Source organism: Nocardia sp. NPDC058480 (assembly GCF_042720495.1).
Lineage (GTDB): Bacteria > Actinomycetota > Actinomycetes > Mycobacteriales > Mycobacteriaceae > Nocardia.
In genome coordinates this window covers 43,197-66,772 of the sequence record NZ_JBHXMN010000023.1, presented here as the reverse complement: position 1 = coordinate 66,772, position 23,576 = coordinate 43,197, and the positions used below count along the sequence as shown (strand labels likewise).

Below are 23,576 nucleotides of genomic sequence, written 5' to 3'. Positions count from 1 at the left end.
GTACTACGCGGGCAGTCGACCCTCGATCGCGCCGATGATCCGCGGACGCAGATCCGCGACGCTGACGATGGCGTCGACCGAGCCGACCTCGACCGCGCGCTGGATGTTGTGCACGCGGTCGAACTCCGCGGCCACATCGCCCAGCTTCTCCGCGCGTACCGAAGAGCGCGTCTCGTCGAGTTCAGCACTGAGCGTCGCGCGGTCGGTGCCGACAGCGGTCGAGACCCGGGATTCCAGCTCCCGCACGCGCGGATCGGCCGCGGTCCTGGACTTCACCTCACCGGCGAACACCACCGCGGCGGCAGGCGCACCGCCGAGCACCGAGGCGAACGACCCTTCCAGTGCCAGCACCGTCATGTTCGGGTTCAGCGCCTTCGAGAACACCACGAACGCACCGCCGTGGTAGCGCGAGATCACGCAGAACACGATGGGGCCTTCGAAATTCACGATGGCGCGGCCGATTTCGGCGCCGTACTCGAGCTGCAGCTTGCGCATCGATTCGGGCGAGCCGTCGAAGCCGGACAGGTTGGCCAGCACCACCAGCGGGCGGTTGCCGCTGGCCGCGTTGATGGCCCGTGCGGCCTTCTTCGACGAACGCGGGAACAGGGTACCCGCGGTGTAGGTGTCGGGCCCGTCGGTGGACGGGAAGCCGCGCCGTGCCACATTGCGCGACTCGATACCCAACAGGCACACCGGGATTCCGCCGAGGTGCGCGTCGTGCACCACCGCGGTCTCGGCGTCGGCCATCCCGGCCCAGCGTTCCAGGACGGGGTGATCCTGATCGGCCAGCGCCCGCATCACCGTGCGAATATCGAAGGGCTTCTTGCGATCCGGGTTAGCGGAGGCGGAGAAGATCTCGCCGACAGTGGCGAAGGTGCTGTCCGCCAGCACATGCGGGAAGGCCGAGATATCGCGATCGACGGGATCACCGGTCGCGGCACGCCGCGGTGCCTGCTCGCCGGGGGCGACATAGGTGTGGTCGTAGTGCGACATCAGGACATCGCGGGCGGCGGACAGGTTCGGCGCCCAGTACTGGGCCTGGCCGTTCGGGCCCATCACGCGGTCGTAGCCGCCGATGCCGAAGTTGTCCTCGGCCGAGACGCCGCCGGAGAAGTCGAGCGACTGCTTGCCGGTGAGCACCATGGCCGAATCGGGGGTCATGACCAGCACACCCTTGGTGTGCATGAGCATGGTGGCCTCGGCGTTCCAGTACGGCTGCGCGCCGACGTTGATGCCGGCGACCACGATATTGATCTCGCGACCGTCCTGGGTGAATTCGACGATCCGCTTGAGCGCGGCCGCGACCCAGTCCATGTTCTCGGTACCCGAGGCCATCGAGATCCGCGCGCCCGAGGACAGCGCGTACCACTCGAGCGGCACCTGCAGGCTCTCGGCCAGATCCAGCGCGGCGATCACGCGACGGCATTCCGGTTCCGAGAGCGCGCCGAGGGATTTGGTGGGGTCACCGAGCAGCAGCACGCGGGTGACGCCCTGCGGATGCTGCGCGGTCGGCGTGGTCACCACACCGGCGACGATCGCCGCGGTGTTGTGTCCCTTCGGCCGATCGACCGGCACCAGCGCATGGTTCGCGTCGAGATCGTATTCGGCGAAATCGCCCAGCAGCGAAGTCAATTCGTACGGGTACACGGTGTTGCGAGCCGCGGCACGCAGCACCTTCTGCCGGTACTCGTCCAGCGGCTCGACGGGCTCGTCGGTCCGCTCGCCGACCGTCACCTCGGATTCGCCGTTGGGACGGAACGAGATTCGCACACCGACCTTGGTCAGCGCACCGGTCTCGGGATCGCGCTGGCGGGCGATGAGCAGGATCTCCTCTAGCCCGGCGCCCGCGGCCGTCGGCAGCACGTGGCCACCGATGGTCTCGAGCTCCGCGCGGGTGACATCCATATGCGGCCAGATGTACATCACGATGCGGTTGGTGTTGAGCCGCTTGGCCGACGGGAACCGCGACTGGGCCCGGCGGATCGAGTCGACGCAGGTGGCGATGGCGCTCTCGGCGGTGGGCAGGGCCACCAATCGTCCGTCGTGATCGCGCAACGCCGCGAGGTCACGGACCTGGGCGAAGGCGATGAGGCGCTCGTCGGAGGGGTTCTCCTTGGCCACCCCGCGGAACAGGTAGACCTCCTCGTCCGAGGACGGCAACCGGGTGAGGTCGAACTTGCGCAACCGCTCCAGCTGCATCCGCTGCGCGATGTAGGGGTGCAGCCCGCGGATCAGCCGTTCCTCTGCCATGCCGGTCACCGACGGACGGAAGGTGAAGTGGTGGTGCATGACCGAGCCGCCGCTGCCCGCGACGGTGGCGGTGATCCGGTGCACCTGGTTGGGCACCGGGTGCGCGCCGAGCACCTCCTGCAGGGCCGCTGCCATCGCGTCGAAGTCCTCGGGCTGCGATTCCCAGCTGAGGTAGATGTCGGCGTCGATCGAGACAGCGCCGCTGGCCAATTCGGCGAGCCCGTCCAGTGCCCCGTCGAGCTTGTCGAAACTCACGGCGGTCGAGACCAGCATCGAACCGTAGCGTTCGGCGACGACGAACGTGGTGTCGCCGACCTGTTCGGTACGGACCCCGGTGAGACCCTTGTTGCCGTAGTAGCGCCGCGTCAGTACCTCGAGCATCGAGGTGTGGTCGGGCTTGTCGCGCTCGAGGCGCTGGCCGAGCAACCGCACGAGCGGTTCGGTGCTGCGCACCATCTCGGCGATCCTGGTGCCGCGATCCTCGGCGGCCGGGTTCGCGTCCAGGTAGCTCAGGTGCTTGCGGACGTTGGTGTACACGCGAGCGCGGTTGCGGCGCAGCAGCGGCTGGCCGTACCAGCTGTAGACCAGTCCGCGGGCGAGGTCGGCGATCGCCGGGAAACGCACCTGCGTTGCCGCCACCAGGCGCTCGAGCGCCAGGCCGACGGGTTCGCGCAGCACCTGGTCGGGCATCGGTTCGGTCAGCCATTCACGCAGTAGCGTCGTGATCACGGCGACGGTGTCGGCGGGACGTTGCTGGGCGAGGAAGATCCGGAAGACCGCCGCTTCCAGCTCGGGCGAGCGATCCAGCTCGGTGACGCCGTAGTGTCCCAGCGCCGCGCCGAGCTTGGCCTGGTAGGTCTGCGGCAACCCGGCCCGCTCGACGTCGAGGCTCTGCAGATAGGTGTGGAAGTACTCGCGGGCACTGTGTACGTGACCGTTGCCGTGGTCGTCGTCGGCCGAACGGTTGTGGCTCAGTTCGGCGACGTCGGCGAAGACCTGCACCAGCTCGAGCTCCTCGCCGAGCGGACGGCGGTTGTCGCTGACGGCTTCGCGGCGGGCCGTGAGGTAGTCGTCGAGGACGCGGCGGTCGTCGTGCGGGTCCACATCGAAGCCGAGCAGCAGACTGCGCAGGTCCTGCAGGCCGCGCGCCACCCGCTCGTGGGCGCGCAACGGCGTTGCCTCACCGGGCAAGTCGAGTTCGACGGTGCCGGTGGTGGTCACGGTCTCGGCGGCTTCGTCGTCGTCGGCGAGCGGTTCGAGCCGCAGCAGCGGCGCGCCCGCCTCGACCTGGGTGCCGACCGAGACCGTGCATTCCTTCAGCCTGGCCCGGAACGGTGCGCGCAGCACCGTTTCCATCTTCATGCTCTCCAGCACGAGCAGCGGCGCACCGGCCTCGACCTCGGCGCCGACCTCGAGCGGTGTGCCGACGACCAGCGCCGGAGCGGGTGAGCGGACGACACCGCCTTCGTCGCGGCTGATCCGGTGGGTCACGCCGTCGACGTCCACCACGTGCGTGGGCCCATGGGTGCCGGTGATCAGGCGGTAGCGGGTGCCGTTGACGACGATCTGGCCGGTGTGGTGATCGAAACGTTCGAGGTCGACGTCGGCGGTGCGCAGGTCACCACCGGCCTCGATGCCGACACGGAACCGGTTGGCACCGATCCGGGCGACGCGCACGCGATAACCCGCGCCACGCAGTTTCAGGTCGAGTGGCCGTCCGCTCTCGTGCTGCACCTGCGGACGGCCACCGGACGCGGTCGACAGCAGTCGATGCCGCTCGACCCGCTCGTCTTCCTCGTAGGCGTCGATCGCGGCCACGGCCAGCGCGACGGTGGAGTGACGGTGGGTCACCAGGCGGCCTTCGCCACGCACCCGGTCGATCCAGCCGGTGTCGGCGCTGGCGTCGATGACCTCGGGCTGATCGAGCAGGTCGAGCACGAAGCTCTTGTTCGTCGCGCCGCCTTCGATGACAACCCTCGTCTGGGCCATCGCCCGGCGCAGTCGACCAAGGGCTTCGTCGCGGTCGCGGCCGTAGGCGATGATCTTGGCGATCATCGAGTCGAAGTCGGCGGGGATCGTGTCACCCTGGCTCACGCCGGTGTCGACGCGAATGCCGGGGCCCGCGGGCAGATCGAGCCGCACGATACGACCGGGGGCGGGCGCGAAGTCACGGTCGGGGTCTTCGGCGTTGAGGCGGGCTTCGATGGCGTGGCCACGCTCGGCCGGCGGCTCGCCCTCGAGCCGGATGCCCGATGCCACCCGCAACTGGGCGTGCACGAGGTCGAACCCGGTGGTGAGCTCGGTGATCGGGTGCTCGACCTGCAGGCGGGTGTTCACCTCGAGGAACGCGAACAGCTGGTCGCCGGGGTGGTAGAGGAACTCGACGGTCGCCGCGCCGCAGTACCCGACCGCGATCGCGAGGCGCTCGGCCGAGGCCTTGAGTTCGGCGGTCTGCTCGGCGCTCAGCACGGGAGAGGAGGATTCCTCGATCACCTTCTGATTGCGTCGCTGCACCGAGCAGTCGCGCACGCCCAGCGCCCACGCGGTGCCCTGACCGTCGGCGATTACCTGGACCTCGACGTGCCGGGCGCCCGTGACCAGGCGCTCCAGGAATACGACGCCGCTGCCGAAGGCACGGGCGGCTTCCTGCTTGGTGCGCTCGTAGGCGTCGACGAGTTCGGCCTCGTTGGTGATCACGCGGATGCCGCGACCGCCACCACCGGCGGTGGCCTTCAGCATCAGCGGGTACCCGATCCCGGTGGCCGCTTCGATGGCGTCTTCGACGGTGTCGACCGCGCCCCGGCTCCACGGCGCGACCGGCACCCCGACTTCCTCGGCGATCAGCTTGGCGCCGATCTTGTCACCGAGCTTGCGCATCGCGTCGGCGCTCGGCCCGACGAACGTGACACCGATGTGGTCGCACAGCTCCGCGAACGCGGGATCCTCGGCGACGAAGCCCCAGCCCACCCACGCCGCGTCGGCCTTGGTGGCGACGAGTGCGTTCTCGAGGGCCTTGAGGTCCAGGTACGGCCGTGCCGACGCCGGACCGAGGTCATAGGCGATATCGGCTTCCCGGACGAACGTGGCATTCCGGTCGACGTCGGTGTGCAGGGCGACGGTTTCGATCGGTAGCCCGGTCGCCGCCGCCAGATCACGGACGGCGTGGATGAGGCGCATAGCGGCCTCGCCCCGATTCACGATGGCGATACGGCTGAACACTCGCCGACTCCTTCCATTTACCCAGGACATCGTCCTGCGGGTGAGATTTGCAACTCCCGGTCCGTGCGCAGTCTGCACCCCCGTACCTCATATACAAGCACCGTGCGCGGGTTACCGGCACGTAGCCAAGGCACGAGCGGCCGCCGAGCACGATACAACCCGACGAAGGCGAGTGGTCGAAGTCGCCGAGATGACGGCTGGCCGGCGTCGCGATGCCCGTTGGTCGAACAAGCACATCCCCCAAGCGAGTGGACGGCCAAGGTCTGCGGTCCCGGACCATCCACTCACTTCGAAATCCTATCAATCATGTTGACCTACAACATATTCGAGGTGACATCCCGCTCGTCCCACTGATGCCATCACCGGTATCGCCGGCACGGGTCGTCTCCGTCGGCACCGGCGCGGCCCGGACCGTCGGCGGCGGGGGCGTTTCCGGACCCGAGATGTGAAACGCGGGTGAACCATCCACTGTCATCCGTGCCATCTGCGCGCGCCCGCGATCGTGAGTTCTGCCAGCGGGCACGCCGGATCGGCCCCCTCGGCGCGCGGGCTTCTACCGTCGGGTCCGTGTCAGAAGACTCCCCAGGTAACGCCACCCCCTCCTACGACTACGACGTCCTGATCGTCGGGTCGGGGTTCGGCGGCAGTGTCACGGCCCTGCGCCTGTGGAGAAGGGCTACACCGTCGGTGTCCTGGAAGCTGGTCGCCGGTTCGCGGATGCCGATTTCGCCGCGACCAACTGGGACCTGCGCCGATACCTGTGGGCCCCACGGTTCGGCTGCTACGGGATCCAGCGCATTCACCGCCTGCGCGACTGCTTCATCCTGGCCGGCGCCGGAGTCGGCGGCGGTTCCCTCAACTACGCCAACACCCTCTACAAGCCTGGAGCAGCGTTCTTCGGCGATCGGCAGTGGGCCGGTATCACCGACTGGGACGCCGAGCTCAGCCCCCATTACGACCAGGCGCGCCGCATGCTCGGCGTTGTGCGCAATCCGCACATGACACCGGCCGACACCATCATCGAGTCGGTGGCCGAGGAGATGGGAGTCGGTGACACCTTCGTGCCGACCCCGGTGGGCGTGTATTTCGGCGAACCAGGCCGGACCGCCGCCGACCCGTACTTCGGCGGCGTCGGACCCGACCGCACCGGCTGCATCGAGTGCGGGGAGTGCATGACCGGCTGCCGTCACGGCGCCAAGAACACCCTCGTCAAGAACTATCTCGGGTTGGCGGAGCAGGCCGGGGCCATGGTCTCGCCGATGACCACCGTGACCGCGATCCGGCCGCAGTCCGACGGCAGCTGGCTGGTCGACACCGAACGCACCGGACGCTGGGTCCGCAAACACCGCGCCACGGTGTCGGCGCGGCATGTCGTCCTGGCCGCGGGCACCTGGGGAACCCAGCACCTGCTGTTCCGAATGCGTGACACCGCGATACTGCCCGGGATTTCGCCGCGGCTGGGTGTGCTGACGCGCACCAATTCCGAGGCGATCCTCGGCGCCGGACGCACCGAGGTCGACCCGGCCGTCGACATCACCAAGGGCGTGGCGATCACGTCCTCGTTCCATCCCACGCCGGATACCCATGTCGAGCCCGTGCGCTACGGCAAGGGGTCCAATGCCATGGGGTTGCTCAACACCTACCTCGTCGACGGCGACCACCGGCTGCCGCGCTGGTCGCGAGTCCTGCTGATCGCCGGGCGCCACCCGGTACAGACCGTGCGACTGTTGCGCACCAACCGGTGGAGCGAGCGCACCCTGGTCCTGCTCGTGATGCAGAGCCTCGACAATTCGATCACCACCTACACCCGGCGCGGGGTGTTCGGTCGCCGGTTCACCAGCAAGCAGGGTTTCGGCGAACCCAATCCGTCCTGGATTCCGCCCGGTCACGAGGCGACCCGCCACGTCGCCGCGAAACTCGGTGCCACACCGGGCAGTACCTGGCCTGACGTGTTCAACGTCCCGATGACCGCACACTTCATCGGCGGCTGTGTCATCGGCACCGATGCGGGCACCGGCGTGATCGATCCCTACCACCGGGTCCACGGCTACCCCGGCCTCAGCGTCGTCGACGGCTCGGCGATCTCGGCCAACCTCGGTGTCAATCCGTCACTGACGATCGCGGCCCAGGCCGAACGCGCCGCCGCGCTGTGGCCCAACAAGGGCGAGCCGGATCCGCGCCCGGCGATGGGCGATCCCTACGAGCGAATCGCCACGGTGGCACCGAACGACCCCGTCGTCCCCGCCACCGCGACCGCCGCCCTGCGTCTGCCGATCTGGCCGGTCACCGCGCCCGCACGCGAGGGCCACCAGGGCGCGTTGTAGAGAATGCGATGAGATAGCTGACCCAGACTTTGTGACCTCTCCCGCCTCCCCCGCATCTCGCGCTGGCACACCGTGATTCGGCTACCGTCGCGCACAGCACTCGTGTTGGTTGGAAGGTGGCAGTAAGCGTGGTAACTACCCAGGCGAAGCTCGATGGGCTGGCCGAGATTCTGGCGATCGCCGCGGAACCAGCAGGTGAGGCCGCCCTCGCCAAGCGGGCGAAGAAGGGCATTCCGAGCGTTCGCGAGCGGATGAACATGCTGCTCGATCCCGCAACATTCATCGAGATCGGGGCATTGGTGCGTCAGCCCGACCAGCCCGATGCCCTCTACGGCGACGGGTTGGTCACCGGGCGCGGATTGATCGGTGGCCGCACAGTGGTGGTGATCGCGCATGATCAGACCGTGTACGGCGGGTCGGTCGGTGTCGCCGCGGCGCGAAAGTTCATGCGGGCGTTGAAACTCGCGTTCGACAATGCGTGCCCGGTGGTGACGATCAACGACTCCGGCGGCGCGCGCGTGCAGGACGCGGTCGGTTCGATCGCCTCGTTCGGCGATATGACCCGGGTGCTGGAGAAGCTGTCCGGGTACGTGCCGCAGGTGTCGATCATTCTCGGCAAGTGCGCCGCCGGTTCGGTGTACGGGCCGATCAATACCGATGTACTCATCGGCACCAAGGATTCGTACATGTTCGTCACCGGACCCGACGTGATCAAGGCCGTCAACGGTGAGGACGTCAGCGCCGAGGCGCTCGGTGGCGCCGAAGTGCAGGCCAAACGCGGCACCCTGCATCATGTCGCCGAGACCGAGCAGGACGCCTTCGACTGGGCCCGCAACTACCTCAGCTACATGCCGTCGAGCTGTCTGGAACAGCCGCCGGTCGTCAATCCCGGCCTGGAACCCGACATCACCGCCTACGACCTGGAACTCGACACGATCATCCCGGATTCCGATCGCGCGGGCTACGACATGCACGACATCCTGATCCGGCTGTTCGACGACGGTGAATTCCATGAGATCCGAGCCGCTTTCGCCCCGAACCTGATCACCGGATTCGCCAGGGTCGACGGCTATCCGGTCGGTGTGATCGCCAACCAGCCGCTGGTGCTCGGCGGTTCCATCGACGCCGCGTGCTCCGACAAGTCGACCTATTTCATCCGGCTCTGCGACGCCTTCAACATCCCGCTGATCTTCGTCGCCGACACCCCCGGTGTGCTGCCCGGCCTCGACCAGGAGGACGCGGGCGTGATCATCCGTGGTGGCCGGGTTCCGCGCGCCATCATCGAGGCGACGGTGCCGATCATCAACCTCGTGGTGCGCAAGTCCTACGGCGGCGCCTACGGCATGATGGGATGCCGTCAGGTCGGTGCCGACGTCAGCTTCGCCTGGCCGACCGCCCGGATCGCGGTGATCGGCGCCGAAAGCGCGGTCGACCTCGCCGGCAAACGCCAATTGGCCGCCATCCCCGAGGAACACCGCGCCGCGGCGCGGGACTTCATGATCAACCAGTACAACGAAACCATCGCCACCCCGTGGATCGCCGCCGAACGCGGCTACATCGACGCGGTCATCGAACCCTCACGCACCCGCCTCGAGATCCGGCACGCGCTGCGCCTGCTGCGCGACAAGCCACCGGTCACGCCGGAATTCAACCCGCGCAAGCACTCGGTGTACCCGATGTGATCACCCTGCGCGAGAGCTGGTTTCGCTAGGACCTCGATAGAGCTCTGTTGATCCGGATCCACGATGGGCCCGGATCAACAGAGCGGCACGCAGATGGCACAGACCGGAAACATCGTTGAGGTCGAACCCGGTCATCTGGCCGATCCGTTTCAATCGGTAGTCGACGGTATTCGTGTGGATGAACATGGTGCGCGCGGTCCGCGAACGCTGCATATTCGTGGACATATACACCTCGAGCGTTCGCAACAGCTCCGGGTGCGCTTCGAGAGAATCGACGATGGAGCTCAGATAATCGCGCGCCGGGCCCGGCCGGGTGAGCTGATATTCGAATGCCAATTCATGCGGGCGATAGACCTTGCTCGGACCACCGAACCGATGCGCGATTTCGACGAGTTCGTGGACTTGCTCGGCGGCACGCGGAATTTCGGTCGGCGTCGCCGATGTCGCCACCGCACGCACCGGCACCTGTGCCGCGGCGGACAAGCCGACGATCAACTCGTCCAGGTCGGCTTCGGTGAATTCCGGGGTCGGTAGCAGCAAGGTGCCGCCGTCCACGCTCAACAGCGACAGCACCTTCCCGTCGCACCGGTCGGCCAGTTCGGCCTGAACACGCCGCAATTTTCGTCGAGCGACGACTTTCGCGTCGAGGGACGGGTCGAATTCCTCTGCGTGCGGCGGAAGTTCGAGGGCTACCACGTGATAGCGGTCGGCGACTTCGATGCCGCACTCCCGTGCCATCGTCGAGGTGTTCTGGCCGCCGAGCAATGCCGAGGTCAGGGTGTGCACCGCCGTGTGGTGCTCACTGTCCACCGACCGCAGTTCACGAACGTAGGCCACCGAGACCGCCGAGGTGATCATGTTCTGCGCGTCCATCAGCCGCCGGGCCACCCCGACGACGGTGTCGTAATCGTGGTTGGTGACATTGGTGATGACGAGATCGAAGCCGAGTTTGAAGCCCTCGTGCACGGCGTCGTGAATGGTGTCGATCGGGATTCCCTCGCGCGCCCAGTCGGCGGCGGCGGCCTGCACCCGCTCCACGCGCCCCGGGATATCGCGGCCGTCGAGCATGCTTCTGGTCAGTTCCAGACAGACGCGAGTCACCGTGGTGACGTCTCCGTCGAGCGCTTCGCCGGGCAGCGTGCCACACGGGACGACGTTCTCGATGAAATGCACCACCATCTGGCGGGATATCGTCCGCACATCCTTCAAGGGGTTCGATACCGGCCGCCCCGAAACGGTCAGAAACGGTTCGATGGAAGTTGCGCCAGCCATGATGAATCCTTCCCACCCAGATCACTGGGCAAGCCCCCAAACTACCGTGAACAACAATCCCCCGTCCAACCTTCGCTTGTGACAAAGAGTAAGAGAAGGCCGGATCAATGATGCTTTCCGACAAGTACACCCGCGGCCTGCGGGTCCACCACGGTGCGGCGGTGGCGGTTGCCGAACCGGAGCCGCGCACATCTTCACTCCGTCGACCGGTCGCCACCGCCGCATGTATCCGTGTTAGCCGGTTACAGGCACAAGCTGACCTCGAGTACGGGGAGCGGAAGGGGGAGACACACTTCCACCGAACCCGAGACGGGCGCAGGAGCTGCTGCCGTGGCGGTACCGGCGCCGATCGCACCGGCGGACAATACGATGGCGGCGACGGCGAGCGGACGGGAAATTCTGGAGTTCATACGGTCATCCTCATTTGTACTGTGTGAAACATCCCAGCTTCGGGACATCTCGATCAGATCACGAACACCGCACTGATCGCTATCACCGCACACAGTTTTTGACGTTCTTATTCCGTATCCGCGGAATTGTCATGGATTCCCACAAGAATTTCCACCGCGAACTACTCGCGTTTCGTGGCGCCTTCAGGTATCGCGTGGCCTTCTACCGCGGGCAGGATTCGGGATCGATTGCGGGACTTGGCGCATGAGCCATCTGCGCGGGCCGCCGCCGGGCAGGTCGATCACCGCGGTCGTGTCGAATCCGAGGCGTTCGTAGTAGGAGAGGTTGTTCGGGTTCGTTGTTTCCAGGTGCACGGGAACGGCGTCGGCGGCCGCTCGATACATTCCCGCCGCGATCAGGTCCCGGCCATGCCCGCGTCCGCGTGCCGCCGCGGAGACCCCGACCGCCAGCAGGTGCCAATGCTGTTCCTGCACGCCTGCCGCGTAGGTCGCGCGTGCGCCCGTCCGCGCGCGGGCGGCATGCGAACCGTAGGTGTGCCAGGCTTTCAGCTGTCGACCTACCGTCGCTCGGGGCAGGATGTGAAAGGTGGCCAGCCATACCGCCACGCCGACGATCGCGCCGCTGCTGTCGAGTGCGAGGTCCACTCCGTCGCTGCAATCGCGTGAATCGTCGAGCGACGCTCGAAACGACCGGGCGAGCCGGGTCCTGCGGCTGGATTCCTTGGGGTGCAGCCACAGCGTCGCCGGGTCCTCCGCCAAGGATGCCGCCAACAATTCGGCGGCGACGCCGAAGTCTTTCCTGTTGCCGGGGCGAATCCGCCGAGCATGTTCCTGTACCGCATCTCCCACGGTCGAAATGATAATGGCGGGTTGTCCGTACGGCTGCTCGAGCAGGACAGTCAGACCGGAACTGCCCGGCCGCGCAAGTAGGCGATGACGTTCTCGGCGCCTGACTCGTCCGGATCAGCGGCCGATAATCGGAACTGGGTCAGCGCATCATCGAGTCGTGGCCCCGGGCCGTGTTCGGCGAGCAGAACGATGATCGCCTCCATGGCGGCAGGTGGTGGATTCGGGTCCGCCAGCAGTTCGTTCAGGTAGGCGTCCGGTTCGAGCAGGCGCAGCGCCCGGCGCGCGTAGGCGTGGACGCGCACCGGCAGGTCGGCACGAACGGCATCGACATCGGCCTGTAGTGCGGGGCGTCCCCGATGGGCCGGATCGACCCGCAGCGACCACAGCTCGGTCAACTCCTTGCCCATCCCCCGCTCATCGATCAATGCGGGCCCGGTTGCTTGTTCGAGCGCGGCCGGTGGGAGACCTCGCCCGGTATCGCGCCAGTTGCAGAATTCCCACCAGGCCATCGGCGTCACGCGCAGTTCCAGGCCGAATCCGATCGCCTGCTGACCGTCTGTCCAGGTCCGCTGGGTGCGGGTGCGGCGGATCGATGCCGTACCGCCGGCGGTGACCTGCGTCCAGGAAGCTTCCGTTCCGTGAAAGCCATATGGCCGCAACAACTTTCCCGCCTCGCGTGTCAGGCGGCGTAGCGCAGAGTCCGGTCCGTCCATGTGAGCCAGACTAAAGGGGCGCACCGACAAGTTCGGTTCACCGATGAACAGCGCCCGCTGTGGCCGCATGTCGCGATGGGCGGGAACCACGCTCGACCGGCGGTTCGTGCGGACTAGGAATCGACGACCCGCGTGCCCGTCGTCGCGGCGAGCACCGCTGCGGTGACCTGATCGGGCGCCTCGACCATCACCAGGTGACCCGCGCCGTCGACGACGATCGCCCGCGACGGTTTCAACGTGCGGTTCAGCGCGGCACCGGCTTGCGCGCTCAACACGCGATTGCGGCTGCCCCAGACCGTGGTAATCGGGGGAAAGTCCGCGGGCGGCACGAAGTTGTCCAGCTCACCGAGGAGCGGAATCTCGCGGGAGATCGCGGCAGTGACCATCAGCCGACGGGGTTCGGTCCAGCTCTTGCGCAAATGCGCCACGATCTCCCCGGGCGCGTCCTCGGAACCGAGCTGTTCTGCCACGATCAGCCCGGCCACCGGGCCGGGAATGCGGACCCGCGCGAGCAGCGAGTCGATGTGTAGTCGCCGGCCGAGCCGGGCCGCCCATGCGGTTCGGGTCGGCCGCAAGGTGGCCGGCGTGAGCGGGCTACTGATCACCAGCGATCGCACCCGGCCGGGATGACGCTGGGTGTACAGCAGTGACAGCGCGCTGCCGAAACAGTGGCCGACCAGCGTCACATCGCGCAGATCCCGCTCCTCGAAGAACGCGGTGACCATGGCCAGATAGTTCTCGACCGTGTACCCGTCGTCGGGGGCGTCGGAGTCGCCATATCCGATGAGATCGATCGCGAAGACCCGATGGGTCTGCTGCAGTGCGTCGAATTGCGCTCGCCAGATGTGACGGTCACCGCCGAGGTTGTGCAGGAAAACGATCGGCGGCCCCGCACCCGCCTCGTCATAGGCGATCGAGGTTCCGCGAAAGTCGAAATGCCGCATCCCGGGGCTTCCTTCCAGTGGCAGCCACGTGACCACGTCGTCGTGGTCAATCCACGGTAACGCCGACACTCTCGCTCACACGGCGAAACTTCAATCCAGGCAGAACTCGTTGCCCTCGGGATCGGTCATCACGATCCATCCGGCACTCATCGGCGGCTCGGGCTCGAAGCGCTCGACCCGCTTGCCACCCAACGCGACCAGCCGCGCGCACTCCGCCTCCAACGCCGCCATCCGCCCGTCTCCCTGCAACCCGGGCGCCGCCCGGACATCGAGATGAACCCGATTCTTGGCGACCTTGCCCTCTGGCACCTGCTGGAAGAACACCCGCGGGCCATGCCCCTCCGGATCCTCGATCGCCGACTTCGTATTCCGCTCCTCCGCCGGCACACCGATCCGCGCGAGAAACTGATCCCACACAACAAGCGGGTCGACCCCGGCGGGCACCTCGACTCCTGGCGGGCCCGGATGCACATATCCCAGCGCATCACGCCAGAAGGTCGACAGCGCGGCCGGGTCGTGCGCGTCGAAGGTGATCTGAATATGGCGGCTCATCATTACTCCGTTCATGGCAACTGAACATGGCGTGGCAGACCTTTCCGTCACCGTAGGCCAGGGGTCCGACAATCTGCCGCTGTGGTTGCCGGGGCCGGTGATTCGCCCAGGCCGAATCTGGCGTGGACGGTCTTCATCCAGGCCGGGGCCCACCAGCAGTCGTCGCCGAGGAGTTTCATCGTCGCGGGGACGAGCAGCATGCGCAGGACGGTGGCGTCGATGATGAGGGCGGCGATCATGCCGTAGGCGACGTATTGCATCAGGACCAGGTCCGAGAAGGCGAAGGCGCCGGTGACCACGAGCAAGATCAGCGCCGCCGCGGTGATGATGCGGCCGGTGTGCGCGGTGCCGATCCGGACCGCCTCGGTGGTGGTCGCACCCCGGGCCCGCGCTTCGACCATGCGCGAGAGCAGGAAGACCTCGTAGTCGGTGGACAAGCCGTAGATGATCGCGATGATCATCACCAGCATGTTGGCCTGGATGGGTTGCGGGGTGAAGTTCAGCAGGCTCGCGCCGTGACCGTCGATGAAGATCCAGGTGAGGATGCCCAGCGTCGAGCCGAGGCCGAGAGCGCTCATGAGGGCGGCCTTGATCGGCAGGATCAGTGAACCGAAGGTCAGGAACATCAGCAGCGTGGTGACGAGCAGGACGAGGGCGATCATCCACGGCATGCGCTCGAGCAGCGCGTCGAGCGAGTCCTTCTGGATGGCGGGGACACCGCCGACGAGCATCCGCACGCCGTCGGGAAGTTCGATGCCGCGCAGGTAGTCGATGGTGGCATCGGCGGAATCGGAGTCCGCGAGTGTCGTTTTGGTGCGGTATACGTCCGACTGCACCGGCGACCGCGACGGCAGTTCGAACGTCGCCGCCAGTCCGGGTGCTCGGTTGGCCAGTTTCAGGGCAGCGCCGATCGCGACGCTGTCGCCGGAGACGAAGATCAGGTCGATCGGATCGGAGCGACGGCCGGGGAAGGTCGCGTCGATCTGCTCCTGCGCGACGCGAGTGCTGTTGTCCGGCGGCAGATACCGTTCACTGAAGCCGCCGAACGCGAGATTTCGAGCCGGCAGAATCAACAACACCAGGATCACGCCCAGCACGCCCGCGACCTTCACCGGATGCTTCATCACCCACTGGGTGCTGCGGCCCCAGAATCCGTTCTCCACTTCGTCCGCGGACTTCGTTCTCCTGAGCCGCCTGCTTCCCCACATATCCACGCGCGCACCGAGAATCGCGAGCATCGCGGGCAGCAACGTGATCGCAGTGAGCGCGGCCAGCGACACGGTCGCGATGGCGCCGTAGGCGATGGATTTCAGGAACCCCTGCGGGAACAGGAGCATGCCGCCCGCGCTGGCGATGATCATCGTCGCGGAGAACACCACGGTGCGTCCCGCCGTCGCCATCGTGCGCCGCACCGCCGCCGCGGTGTCGTGGCCCTCGGCGAGTTCTTCCCGGAAGCGACTCACGATGAACAGCCCGTAGTCGATGGCCAATCCGGCACCGATCATCGAAACAACCGGCGCGACAAAGGCATTCACCTCGGTGACGTAGGTGAAGGTACGCACGATCCCGCTCGCGCCCAGCATCGTCAGCCCGCCGACGATCAACGGCAGCGCAGCGGCGACCACACCGCCGAAGATGAAGAACAGCAGCAGCGCCACCACCGGGAATGCGAGAACCTCCATCCGTCGGATGTCGTCGGACAGGGTGTCGTTGAGTGTTCCCGCTACCGATTGCAGCCCGCCGACCTGCACATCGATACCGGGAATCGCGAAGGCGTCCTTCACCTTCCTGGTGTTGCGCAGCATCTCGGTGTCGTTGTCACCAACGATGGCAACGGCGGCGACAGCGCGGGTGCGGTCCGATGTGGCGAACAGCGAACCACTCGCCCGGCCCGTTTCCGTCGGCCAGTAGGCCCCGTTGACGCCGGCTATCGCGCCGGAATACGCACGCGGCAGGCTGTTGAGGTTGTCGACGATCTGGCGACTGAACTCGGGATCGTCGACAGTCTTGCCGGGCGGCGCCGTGTAGAGCACGACCACGTCGAGGTCATGGTTGCGACCGAACGCACTGTCCGCCAAGCGCCCCGCCAGCGCGGATTCCGAGCCGGGATCGTCCATGCCGCCGGAACTCAGCTCATCGTGCAGCCCGAGCCCATACCCGCCGAGCGCGAGCAGTGCGGCCACCACGACGCCGAGCACGGCGAACCGGAATCGATAGACCAGATCGCCCCAGCGCGTGAACACTAGCTCGCCGCCCGTTCGTCGACTCCGAGTGCAATGTTCAAGAGGCCGCATCCTTTCACGTGGTCCGCCTGATGTGCCTCCCACCTAAAGTACCGCCACTTCGCGAGACGGGCCCTGATCTAGGACCGCGCGCGCTGATCGACGCCGATCTCCTGCAATGCGGCGATCAGGAAGTTGTTGACCGCGTCGGTTCGTTCGAGATGGACCAGATGGCCCGCGCCCGGAAGTTCCACTACCGCGCGCAGATCCGTGACGTTCGCACGGAGCGTGGCAAGCGGGTCGCGGCCACTGAAGCCCTCCATGTCGGGGTCGTTCTCGCCGTAGAGGAAGTAGGTCGGGACCTCGATCTTCGCGTCGGCGAACGACTCGGCGAGTTCCCAGTTGCGGTCCAGGTTGCGGTACCAGTTCAGGCCACCGGTGAAGCCGGTCCGTTCGAATTCTGTCGCGATGGTGTCGAATTCATTCTCGCTGAGCCATGTCCACGGCAGTGCGGGCGCCTGCGGCAGCACATCCAGGTAACCGAGTCCTGGCGGATTCTTCCAAGTGTCGAGATAGTGGTAGTCGCCGGAGAGCGAGAAATAGACGCGGGACAGGAATTCCCTCGGTCGCGCGGCGAGTTCGACGTCGGCAACGCCGGGCTCCTGGAAGTAGGACAGGTGCAGGAAGTGGCGTTGGGCGGCCTTGGTCCAGAAGGCCGAGGGCGCGCGGGGCGGACGCGGCGAGTACGGATTGTTCAGCACCACGAGGGCTTCGACGCGTTCGGGAGCGCGCAGCGACAGCTCCCACACCAGTTGGGCACCGAAATCGAGGCCGACGAACACGGCTTTCTCGGCGCCGATGTCGTCGAGCAGGCTGAGGAGGTCACCGATCACCGCCTCGTTGGTGTAGGCGGCGACATCGGCGGGCGCCTCCGTTCGGCCGTAACCGCGGAGGTCGGGCGCGATGGCCCGGAATCCCGCCTCGGCGACGGCTTCGACCTGCCGGTGCCAGATGAACCCGGTGTGCGGAAAGCCGTGACAGAACACGACCGGGTAACCCTGCCCCTGCTCGGTGACATGCATCCTGATCCCGCCCGTGTCGAGGAATCTCTGCTCCACTACCGCCTCCAATTTCTAGAACGTGTTCTGATTTGACGGTAGTGTCCGGAGGTCATGAGCGGAACACCCAAGATTCTGACCGGGCGCGTCGCGGTCGTCACCGGGGCCAGTCGCGGCATCGGCAAAGGCATCGCCCTGGAACTGGGCGCGGCCGGAGCGACCGTGTACGTCACCGGACGCACCACCGAGCCCGGGAAGCTACCCGGCACCGTGCAAGACACCGCCGCGATGGTGACCGAACTCGGCGGGCACGGCGTCGCGGCAGTCTGCGACCACCGCGACGACGACGCGGTCGAGAAACTCTTCGCCCGGATCCGCGAGGAGCAGGGCCGCCTCGACGTGCTGGTCAACAACGTCTACAACTCCCCCGCCGCCGCCCGCTGGCTGGGCCGCAAGTTCTGGGATGTGCCACCCAAGGCTTGGGACGAGACCTTCGACATCGGCGTGCGATCACATTATGTGGCAAGCGTTTTCGCGGCCCCGCTGCTGATCGAGTCGGCAGGGCTCATCGTCAACGTCTCCTCCCCCGGCGCTCGGCGGTATATGCACAATGCCGTCTACGGCGTCGGCAAGACCGCACTGGATCGGCTCACCGCCGACCTCGCCCACGACCTGAGCGGCACCGGCGCGACCGCGGTCTCGATCTGGCCCGGGATCGTGGATACCGAACTGCTGCAACTGGTTCCCGCAGACGAACACGGCCACCGGCGGGTCACCCTGCCCGGCGAAGGCACCTTCGACCTCGATACCGCTGAGACGCCCCGCTTCCCCGGGCGCGCGGTGGTGGCCCTGGCCGCCGACCCCGGCCGGTCGACGCGCACCGGGAAGTCATGGAAAGTCGCCGACCTCGCCGAGGATTACGGGTTCACCGACGTCGATGGACGCATCCCCCGCGCGGACTGAATACACCCGCTATCGCGATGAGAGCCACAACGCCGCGCGAGTTGATCGCGACTGATGCCGGGCGAATAACCCGTGCCACGGTCAACTAAGATCAGCGACGGTAATTCTCGGCACCCGAACGAACAGGACTCCCATGGCGCGCAAAGTCGTTGTCACACTTGTCGATGATTTCGATGGCACGTCCGCTGCCGATGCGACTGTCACATTCGGAATCGATGGGGCGGCCTACGAAATCGACCTGTCCGATGCCAACGCGGCAGAACTGCGTGAGGTATTCGAGCAGTGGGTTCCGTACGCGCGTCGCACCGGCCGGGCGAAGGCGGGCGCCGCACGCCGTCTCGGCTCGGCACCGGCGGCCGAATCCACCCGCCGCAACGATCTGACCGAGATCCGGGCGTGGGCTTCGCAGAACGGGCACACAGTGTCCAGCCGCGGCAGGATCTCAGCGGATGTCATCTCGGCCTATGAACAGGCATCTGCGTAAAGCAGCAGTTCGGCAACAGCACGGCGCGCATTCCCTCCGCGCGCCGTGCTGTTTTCGTCTGGTCGGGCAGCAGAATATCGGCTTGATCGGGGGAATTCCCGCGACAACGCCGAGTTCTTCATGGCACGCAGACTGTCGAGCACCATTTTGCCCTCGCCCTAGGTGTTGAAGGTATTGAACTTGCCGTCGAAGCCGACGACGTTGATCGCGAACCCTTGCGCGAGCCAGTAGACCGCCAGCGCAGCCTCTTTCATCGTGCCCGTCTGCACGAATAGGGCGGGTTACACGACGAATCGGTCGACGTCCTTGCTCCACAACAGCAGTTGGTCGGCGACTACCCGCCGTTGACAAGGGGTCGGTCGAGCCAATAGTCTCTTCTTACGCGCAGATACATCTTCTACGCAGAATCAATCGAGAGGCTCGCGCGATGACCACCATCGACACCACCCGCCCCACCAAGTCCCGACGGCGCACCATCGTGCGGGCGCTCGGTGCCACCACGCTCGTGCTCGGCCTTGCCGGAGCGTCCGGCTACCTATGGCTGGGTTACACCTCCGACGTGCACAACACCGGCGTCGCCGAGTGCACGAGCATCGTCCCCGCCGGCGGCACCGAGGCCGATCTGCGTGCGGTGTGCGCCACGCTGAGCGCGATGACCGCCGCCTGGGACCGCAACGACGCCGATGCCTACGGTGCCACCTTTACCGAAAATGCCACCTACACCACGTTTGTCGGCACCCACTATCAGGGCCGTGCGGATCTGACCGAGGCGCACCGCGCATTGTTCAGCGGCTTCCTGAAAGGCTCCAAGCTCGCGGACTCCTTCCTCGACGTCCGCTTCTACGGTGCCGACGTCGCCATCGTCACCAGCCGCGGCGACCGGTACGACGGCGACAAGCCCGCCGAGCTGTCCAAAACCCAGACCTACACTCTGGTCCGCGAACCCGACGACCAGTGGCGGATCGCGGCCTTCCACAACACCCAGCGCCAACCGAGGATGGAGCGGATCTCTTTCCTCTTCGACCCGGCAACCAAGCCATCGGCCGAACGATGACCACGAATCACCTTGCGCGAGTGGGCAACAGGCAAGCGCAGCGCGACTCGCGCTAGAGTGCGCGGGGACGTTCGCAGGGGTGTAGCGCTTGATTCGGGGGAATATCGTGAACGAAGTCTTGGCCTTGATCGGGGTGGGTGGGCTGATCCCGACGGTGATCGCCGCGGTGTCAGCGTGGTTCTCGGCGACGTTCAGTCGCCGAATCAGCAAGCGGGCCATCGAAGGCACCATGACCGGGGACGCCGTCGCCGTTGTCTCGACACCGACCGAACCGGTGGATCCGGACACCGACCATACCCAGCCGCCGCGTCATCGAACGGAGGAATACCTTCGGCAGGTGCGCAGTGCGATGGCACAGAGCACGGCGTTCTTCTGGGCGTACATGGTCAGCGGTTGCTGCGGAGTCGTGGTGGTACTCGCCGCGGCGTCGATGGTGGCGTTCGGCAATCGGGATGCCGCCGCCGCGACCTCGATCATGGGTGCGGTGCCGGTCGGGATCACCGCGTTGTTCTACAAGCGTTCCACCGACCTCGACAAGATCGTGGGCGAGAATCTCGCACGCCTCGGCAAAGCCGACGAGATCGCGGAAGCCAACCGCGCCGCGCACGACGTGGTATCGCGGATGGGGGTGGGCGCCGATCAGGATCGGCTACTGGCCATGATCGGTGTGCGGCAGCTCTTTCCGTCTGCCACGCCCGCGGAAGTCGCTGAACTACTTCGCACCGTGCCCGTCGAATCCGGACAGTGAGCTGTCGGGCACAACCGCGAGCCTGCCCCGTTCGGCAACGGAGTTCAGCTGCCGTATTGCGCTGTCTCCGGTCGCTCGATCAAGAGCACATGCGCGACCGTGTCGGCGACCGGGCGGTGCCGAATTCCCTTGGGCACCACGAACAATTCGCCCGGGTGCAGGGTTACCGGGGCGCGGTCTTCCAGTTCGATGACGAAGGTGCCGTCCCAGCAGAGGAAGAGTTCGTCTTCGTCGTGGTGGTGCCAGGGGAATTCGCCCGCCAGCTGGGCGACGCGGACGACAGTGTCGTTGACCATTGCCAGCTCGTGTTGCTGAAAGGGGCCGGGCAGGGCGGCGATGGCCGCGGGGATCGATATGGAACCGGTGGCGCGCGAGGCTGTCATGGTGATCATCGTCGGGCCGCTCGGGGCGACGATCCAGCGCCAATCGGCCATAATTGGTTTGGTGATGGATCCAATCACTGTGACAGATCGACTCGGCCGCTGGTCGGCGGGACGTGGGCCGCTCTATGCCCTGCTCGCGGCGGGGTTGCGCGGGCTGATCGACGACGGCGAACTCCCGCCGGGCGCACCGCTGCCGCCGGACCGCAAGCTGGCCGTCGCGCTGTCGGTCGGACGCAGCACCGTCGTCGCGGCCTATGACCTGCTCCACGACGAAGGGCGAATCGTTCGACGGCAGGGCAGTGGTACACGCGTCGCGGGGACACCGCAGGTCGATCCGCCGGAAACCACCAGTGAGCCGATGTTTCTCGACCTGCTCGAACCGCGATCCGACGTGATCTCGCTGGCTTGCGCGGCGCCGGACCGGCCTCCGGTCGAATTGGCCGAGTCCTATGCCGCGATGCTGCCCGCATTGGCCGCGACAACCGACGACATCGGCTACTACCCCTCCGGCCACCCAGCGCTTCGGGAGGCCGTCGCCGAGCACTACCGAGGGCGCGGTCTGCCCACCGAGGCCGGGCAGATTCTCGTCACCACCGGTGGGCAACAAGCGCTTTCGCTCCTCGCGCGGGCTCACCTGCGGCCTGGCGATCGAGTGCTCGTGGAAGCTCCGACCTACCCCGGCGCGCTGGAAGCCTTTCGCGGGGAAGCTGCGGTCGTGTCCGGATTGCCGCCCGGGCTGGACGGTTTCGCGGAGGCGATCCGCGAGCAGCGACCGACTCTCGCCTACGTGATCCCCACCTTCCACAACCCGACAGGCTCGGTGCTGTCCACGCTCACCCGGCGCAGACTCGCGGAAACCTCGGCAGCAGCGGGGATAGCGCTCATCGACGACGAGGTACTCGCCGAAGTCGGCTTCCCCGGCCACGAAATCCCGCGACCATTGGCCGCGTTCGCGGACACCGTGATCACCATCGGCTCGCTGAGCAAAAGCGTGTGGGGCGGACTGCGAGTCGGCTGGATCCGCGCGGCACCCCCGGCCATCGCCACGCTGGCCAGACTTCGCGCGGTGCACGACCTGGGCGGCAATCTGCCCGCCCAGCTGGCCGCGGCCGAGCTACTCCCCCGCCTCGACGGCTTGCTGCGCGCACAAGCCACCGAACGCGAGCGTCGCCACGACCACCTGCGCGCCGAACTCGCCCGCCGAATCCCCGCATGGGACGTGCCGCCGGTCGAGGGCGGACAGACCCTCTGGATCCGGCTGCCACACGGCGACGGCGCCTCCTTCACCCAAGCCGCACTGCGCCATCATGTTTCGATCCTCGCGGGCGGCGGCCTGGATCCGACCGGCGGCAGCGAACGCTACGTGCGGATCCATTTCCTGCATCCGCTGGAAACCCTCACGGCCGCGGTCGACCGTCTCGCCGAAGCCTGGCGCACCTACCGCCCACCGAACAGACCCGCTGTCGCGATACCACCTTTGGCGATGTGACGTCCGCCGCCGGGTTGACCTTGACGCTGCGTCAGGGTTGCAACCTTGTCGCATGACGAACGACAACTCATCCTCGACCCGGCTCGCCCCGCCGGTCGGCGGATTCGCCGAGATCGACGGCAAGCGCATTTTCGTGCACCGGTCGGGCAGCGGCGGACCGGCCGTGGTGTTCCTACCTGGCGCGAGCGCGGTCGGACTCGACTACTTCGGTGTACAGCAGCAGGTTTCGCGGTTCGGTACCGCCGTCGTGTACGACCGCGCCGGCACCGGCTACAGCGATCCGGTGCCCTTGCCGCGCACCGCCGAGGCGGTCGCCACGGAACTGCGCGAGCTGCTGCGCGCCGAGAACATCCCCGCCCCCTATGTGCTCGCGGCCCACTCTCTCGGCTGCCTCTACGCGCATCGGTTCGCTCAGCTGTACCCGCAGGACGTGGCCGGACTGGTCTGGCTGGACGGCTTGCACCGCGATTGGGACGAGTTCATGCCGCAGGCGATGCGGCTGGCAGCGGCCGCGGCGCCCGCTCCTGATCTCGAACAGGTCGAACAGATGCGCATCGCCCTTCGTGAGCTGCGCGGCGACTTGCTCGCGGACTACCCCGAGCACCTGCGGCAGCCCTTGATCGATGCCAGGTCGAGTGCCGAATGGATCCGTGCGGGCTTCGCCGAGCGCAACGGATTGACCGACGTGGCGGCCGAACTGCGCGGTGGGCCGAACCTTCCTGATGTTCCGCTGGTGGCGCTCAGTGTGCTGGGTGCCGACCCCAGCCAGTCCGCCGCGGCGCTGACCGAGATCCACGACGGCAGGCGGCGAATGGATGCGGCCGTGGTGCACGGGGTTTCGCGTGGGCAGCAGCGCATCATCACCGACACCGTGCACCACCGACTCTGCTTCGACCGTCCCGATGCCGTGGTCGCGGCGATCCGCGATGTCGTCGACCAGGTGGCAGGCCCCTAGAATCG

General features: G+C 66.8%; 16 protein-coding genes and 1 pseudogene. 8 read left to right on the top strand and 9 right to left on the bottom strand.

Annotation, left to right across the window (positions count from 1 at the left end; all coding sequences use genetic code 11):
* Positions 1-3: 3 nt before the first annotated feature.
* Positions 4-5,469 carry a carboxyl transferase domain-containing protein gene (locus ACFWO8_RS31650; RefSeq protein WP_378972923.1) on the bottom strand — a complete coding sequence of 1,822 codons (5,466 nt, stop codon included), beginning with the start codon at positions 5,467-5,469 and terminating at the stop codon, positions 4-6.
* Between the two features lie 567 nt (positions 5,470-6,036).
* Between ACFWO8_RS31650 and ACFWO8_RS31645 the strand changes: the two are divergent.
* Positions 6,037-7,793 (top strand): annotated as a pseudogene (locus tag ACFWO8_RS31645) (FAD-dependent oxidoreductase).
* Positions 7,794-7,921: 128 nt separating this feature from the next.
* Positions 7,922-9,475 (top strand): acyl-CoA carboxylase subunit beta, encoded by a 1,554-nt coding sequence (locus ACFWO8_RS31640; RefSeq protein ID WP_378972917.1) that lies wholly within the window; start codon positions 7,922-7,924, stop codon positions 9,473-9,475.
* On the opposite strand, the gene ACFWO8_RS31635 is transcribed toward ACFWO8_RS31640, so the two are convergent.
* From ACFWO8_RS31635 to ACFWO8_RS31605, 7 genes are all read right to left on the bottom strand, one after another.
* Entirely contained in the window at positions 9,476-10,747 is a 1,272-nt protein-coding gene (locus ACFWO8_RS31635) for a PucR family transcriptional regulator (RefSeq protein ID WP_378972914.1), read from the bottom strand. It abuts the gene before it with no gap.
* 593 nt (positions 10,748-11,340) lie between these two features.
* Entirely contained in the window at positions 11,341-12,006 is a 666-nt protein-coding gene (locus ACFWO8_RS31630; protein WP_378972911.1) for a GNAT family N-acetyltransferase, read from the bottom strand.
* A 50-nt stretch (positions 12,007-12,056) separates the two neighbouring features.
* The gene (locus tag ACFWO8_RS31625) at positions 12,057-12,719 is read right to left on the bottom strand and encodes a hypothetical protein (protein ID WP_378972906.1); all 663 of its coding nucleotides are present in this window, start codon (positions 12,717-12,719) and stop codon (positions 12,057-12,059) included.
* A gap of 113 nt (positions 12,720-12,832) precedes the next feature.
* A complete protein-coding gene (locus ACFWO8_RS31620) occupies positions 12,833-13,663 on the bottom strand; it encodes an alpha/beta fold hydrolase (protein ID WP_378972902.1) in 831 nt (276 codons plus the stop codon).
* Positions 13,664-13,753: 90 nt separating this feature from the next.
* The gene (locus ACFWO8_RS31615; protein WP_378972896.1) at positions 13,754-14,215 is read right to left on the bottom strand and encodes a VOC family protein; all 462 of its coding nucleotides are present in this window, start codon (positions 14,213-14,215) and stop codon (positions 13,754-13,756) included.
* Positions 14,216-14,262: 47 nt separating this feature from the next.
* Positions 14,263-16,458: an MMPL family transporter gene (locus ACFWO8_RS31610; RefSeq protein WP_378972891.1), complete on the bottom strand. Its 2,196-nt coding sequence runs from the start codon at positions 16,456-16,458 to the stop codon at positions 14,263-14,265.
* Positions 16,459-16,577: 119 nt separating this feature from the next.
* Entirely contained in the window at positions 16,578-17,519 is a 942-nt protein-coding gene (locus ACFWO8_RS31605) for an alpha/beta fold hydrolase (protein ID WP_378973048.1), read from the bottom strand.
* 90 nt (positions 17,520-17,609) lie between these two features.
* Between ACFWO8_RS31605 and ACFWO8_RS31600 the strand changes: the two genes are divergently transcribed.
* From ACFWO8_RS31600 to ACFWO8_RS31585, 4 genes are all read left to right on the top strand, one after another.
* Positions 17,610-18,458 (top strand): SDR family NAD(P)-dependent oxidoreductase, encoded by an 849-nt coding sequence (locus ACFWO8_RS31600; protein ID WP_378972887.1) that lies wholly within the window; start codon positions 17,610-17,612, stop codon positions 18,456-18,458.
* Between the two features lie 133 nt (positions 18,459-18,591).
* Positions 18,592-18,942, top strand: a complete 351-nt coding sequence (locus ACFWO8_RS31595; RefSeq protein ID WP_378972880.1) for an Lsr2 family protein — start codon at positions 18,592-18,594, stop codon at positions 18,940-18,942.
* 427 nt (positions 18,943-19,369) lie between these two features.
* Positions 19,370-19,996 (top strand): SgcJ/EcaC family oxidoreductase, encoded by a 627-nt coding sequence (locus ACFWO8_RS31590; RefSeq protein WP_378972877.1) that lies wholly within the window; start codon positions 19,370-19,372, stop codon positions 19,994-19,996.
* A 106-nt stretch (positions 19,997-20,102) separates the two neighbouring features.
* Positions 20,103-20,744: a hypothetical protein gene (locus ACFWO8_RS31585; protein ID WP_378972873.1), complete on the top strand. Its 642-nt coding sequence runs from the start codon at positions 20,103-20,105 to the stop codon at positions 20,742-20,744.
* 44 nt (positions 20,745-20,788) lie between these two features.
* Here ACFWO8_RS31585 and ACFWO8_RS31580 read toward each other — a convergent pair whose 3' ends face one another.
* Complete coding sequence (locus ACFWO8_RS31580) at positions 20,789-21,127, bottom strand: cupin domain-containing protein (RefSeq protein ID WP_378972869.1); 339 nt, start codon at positions 21,125-21,127, stop codon at positions 20,789-20,791.
* Between the two features lie 79 nt (positions 21,128-21,206).
* Here ACFWO8_RS31580 and ACFWO8_RS31575 point away from each other — a divergent pair, with 79 nt between their 5' ends.
* Entirely contained in the window at positions 21,207-22,616 is a 1,410-nt protein-coding gene (locus tag ACFWO8_RS31575) for a PLP-dependent aminotransferase family protein (protein WP_378972867.1), read from the top strand.
* Positions 22,617-22,668: 52 nt separating this feature from the next.
* Positions 22,669-23,571, top strand: a complete 903-nt coding sequence (locus tag ACFWO8_RS31570) for an alpha/beta fold hydrolase (RefSeq protein WP_378972862.1) — start codon at positions 22,669-22,671, stop codon at positions 23,569-23,571.
* Positions 23,572-23,576: the final 5 nt, after the last annotated feature.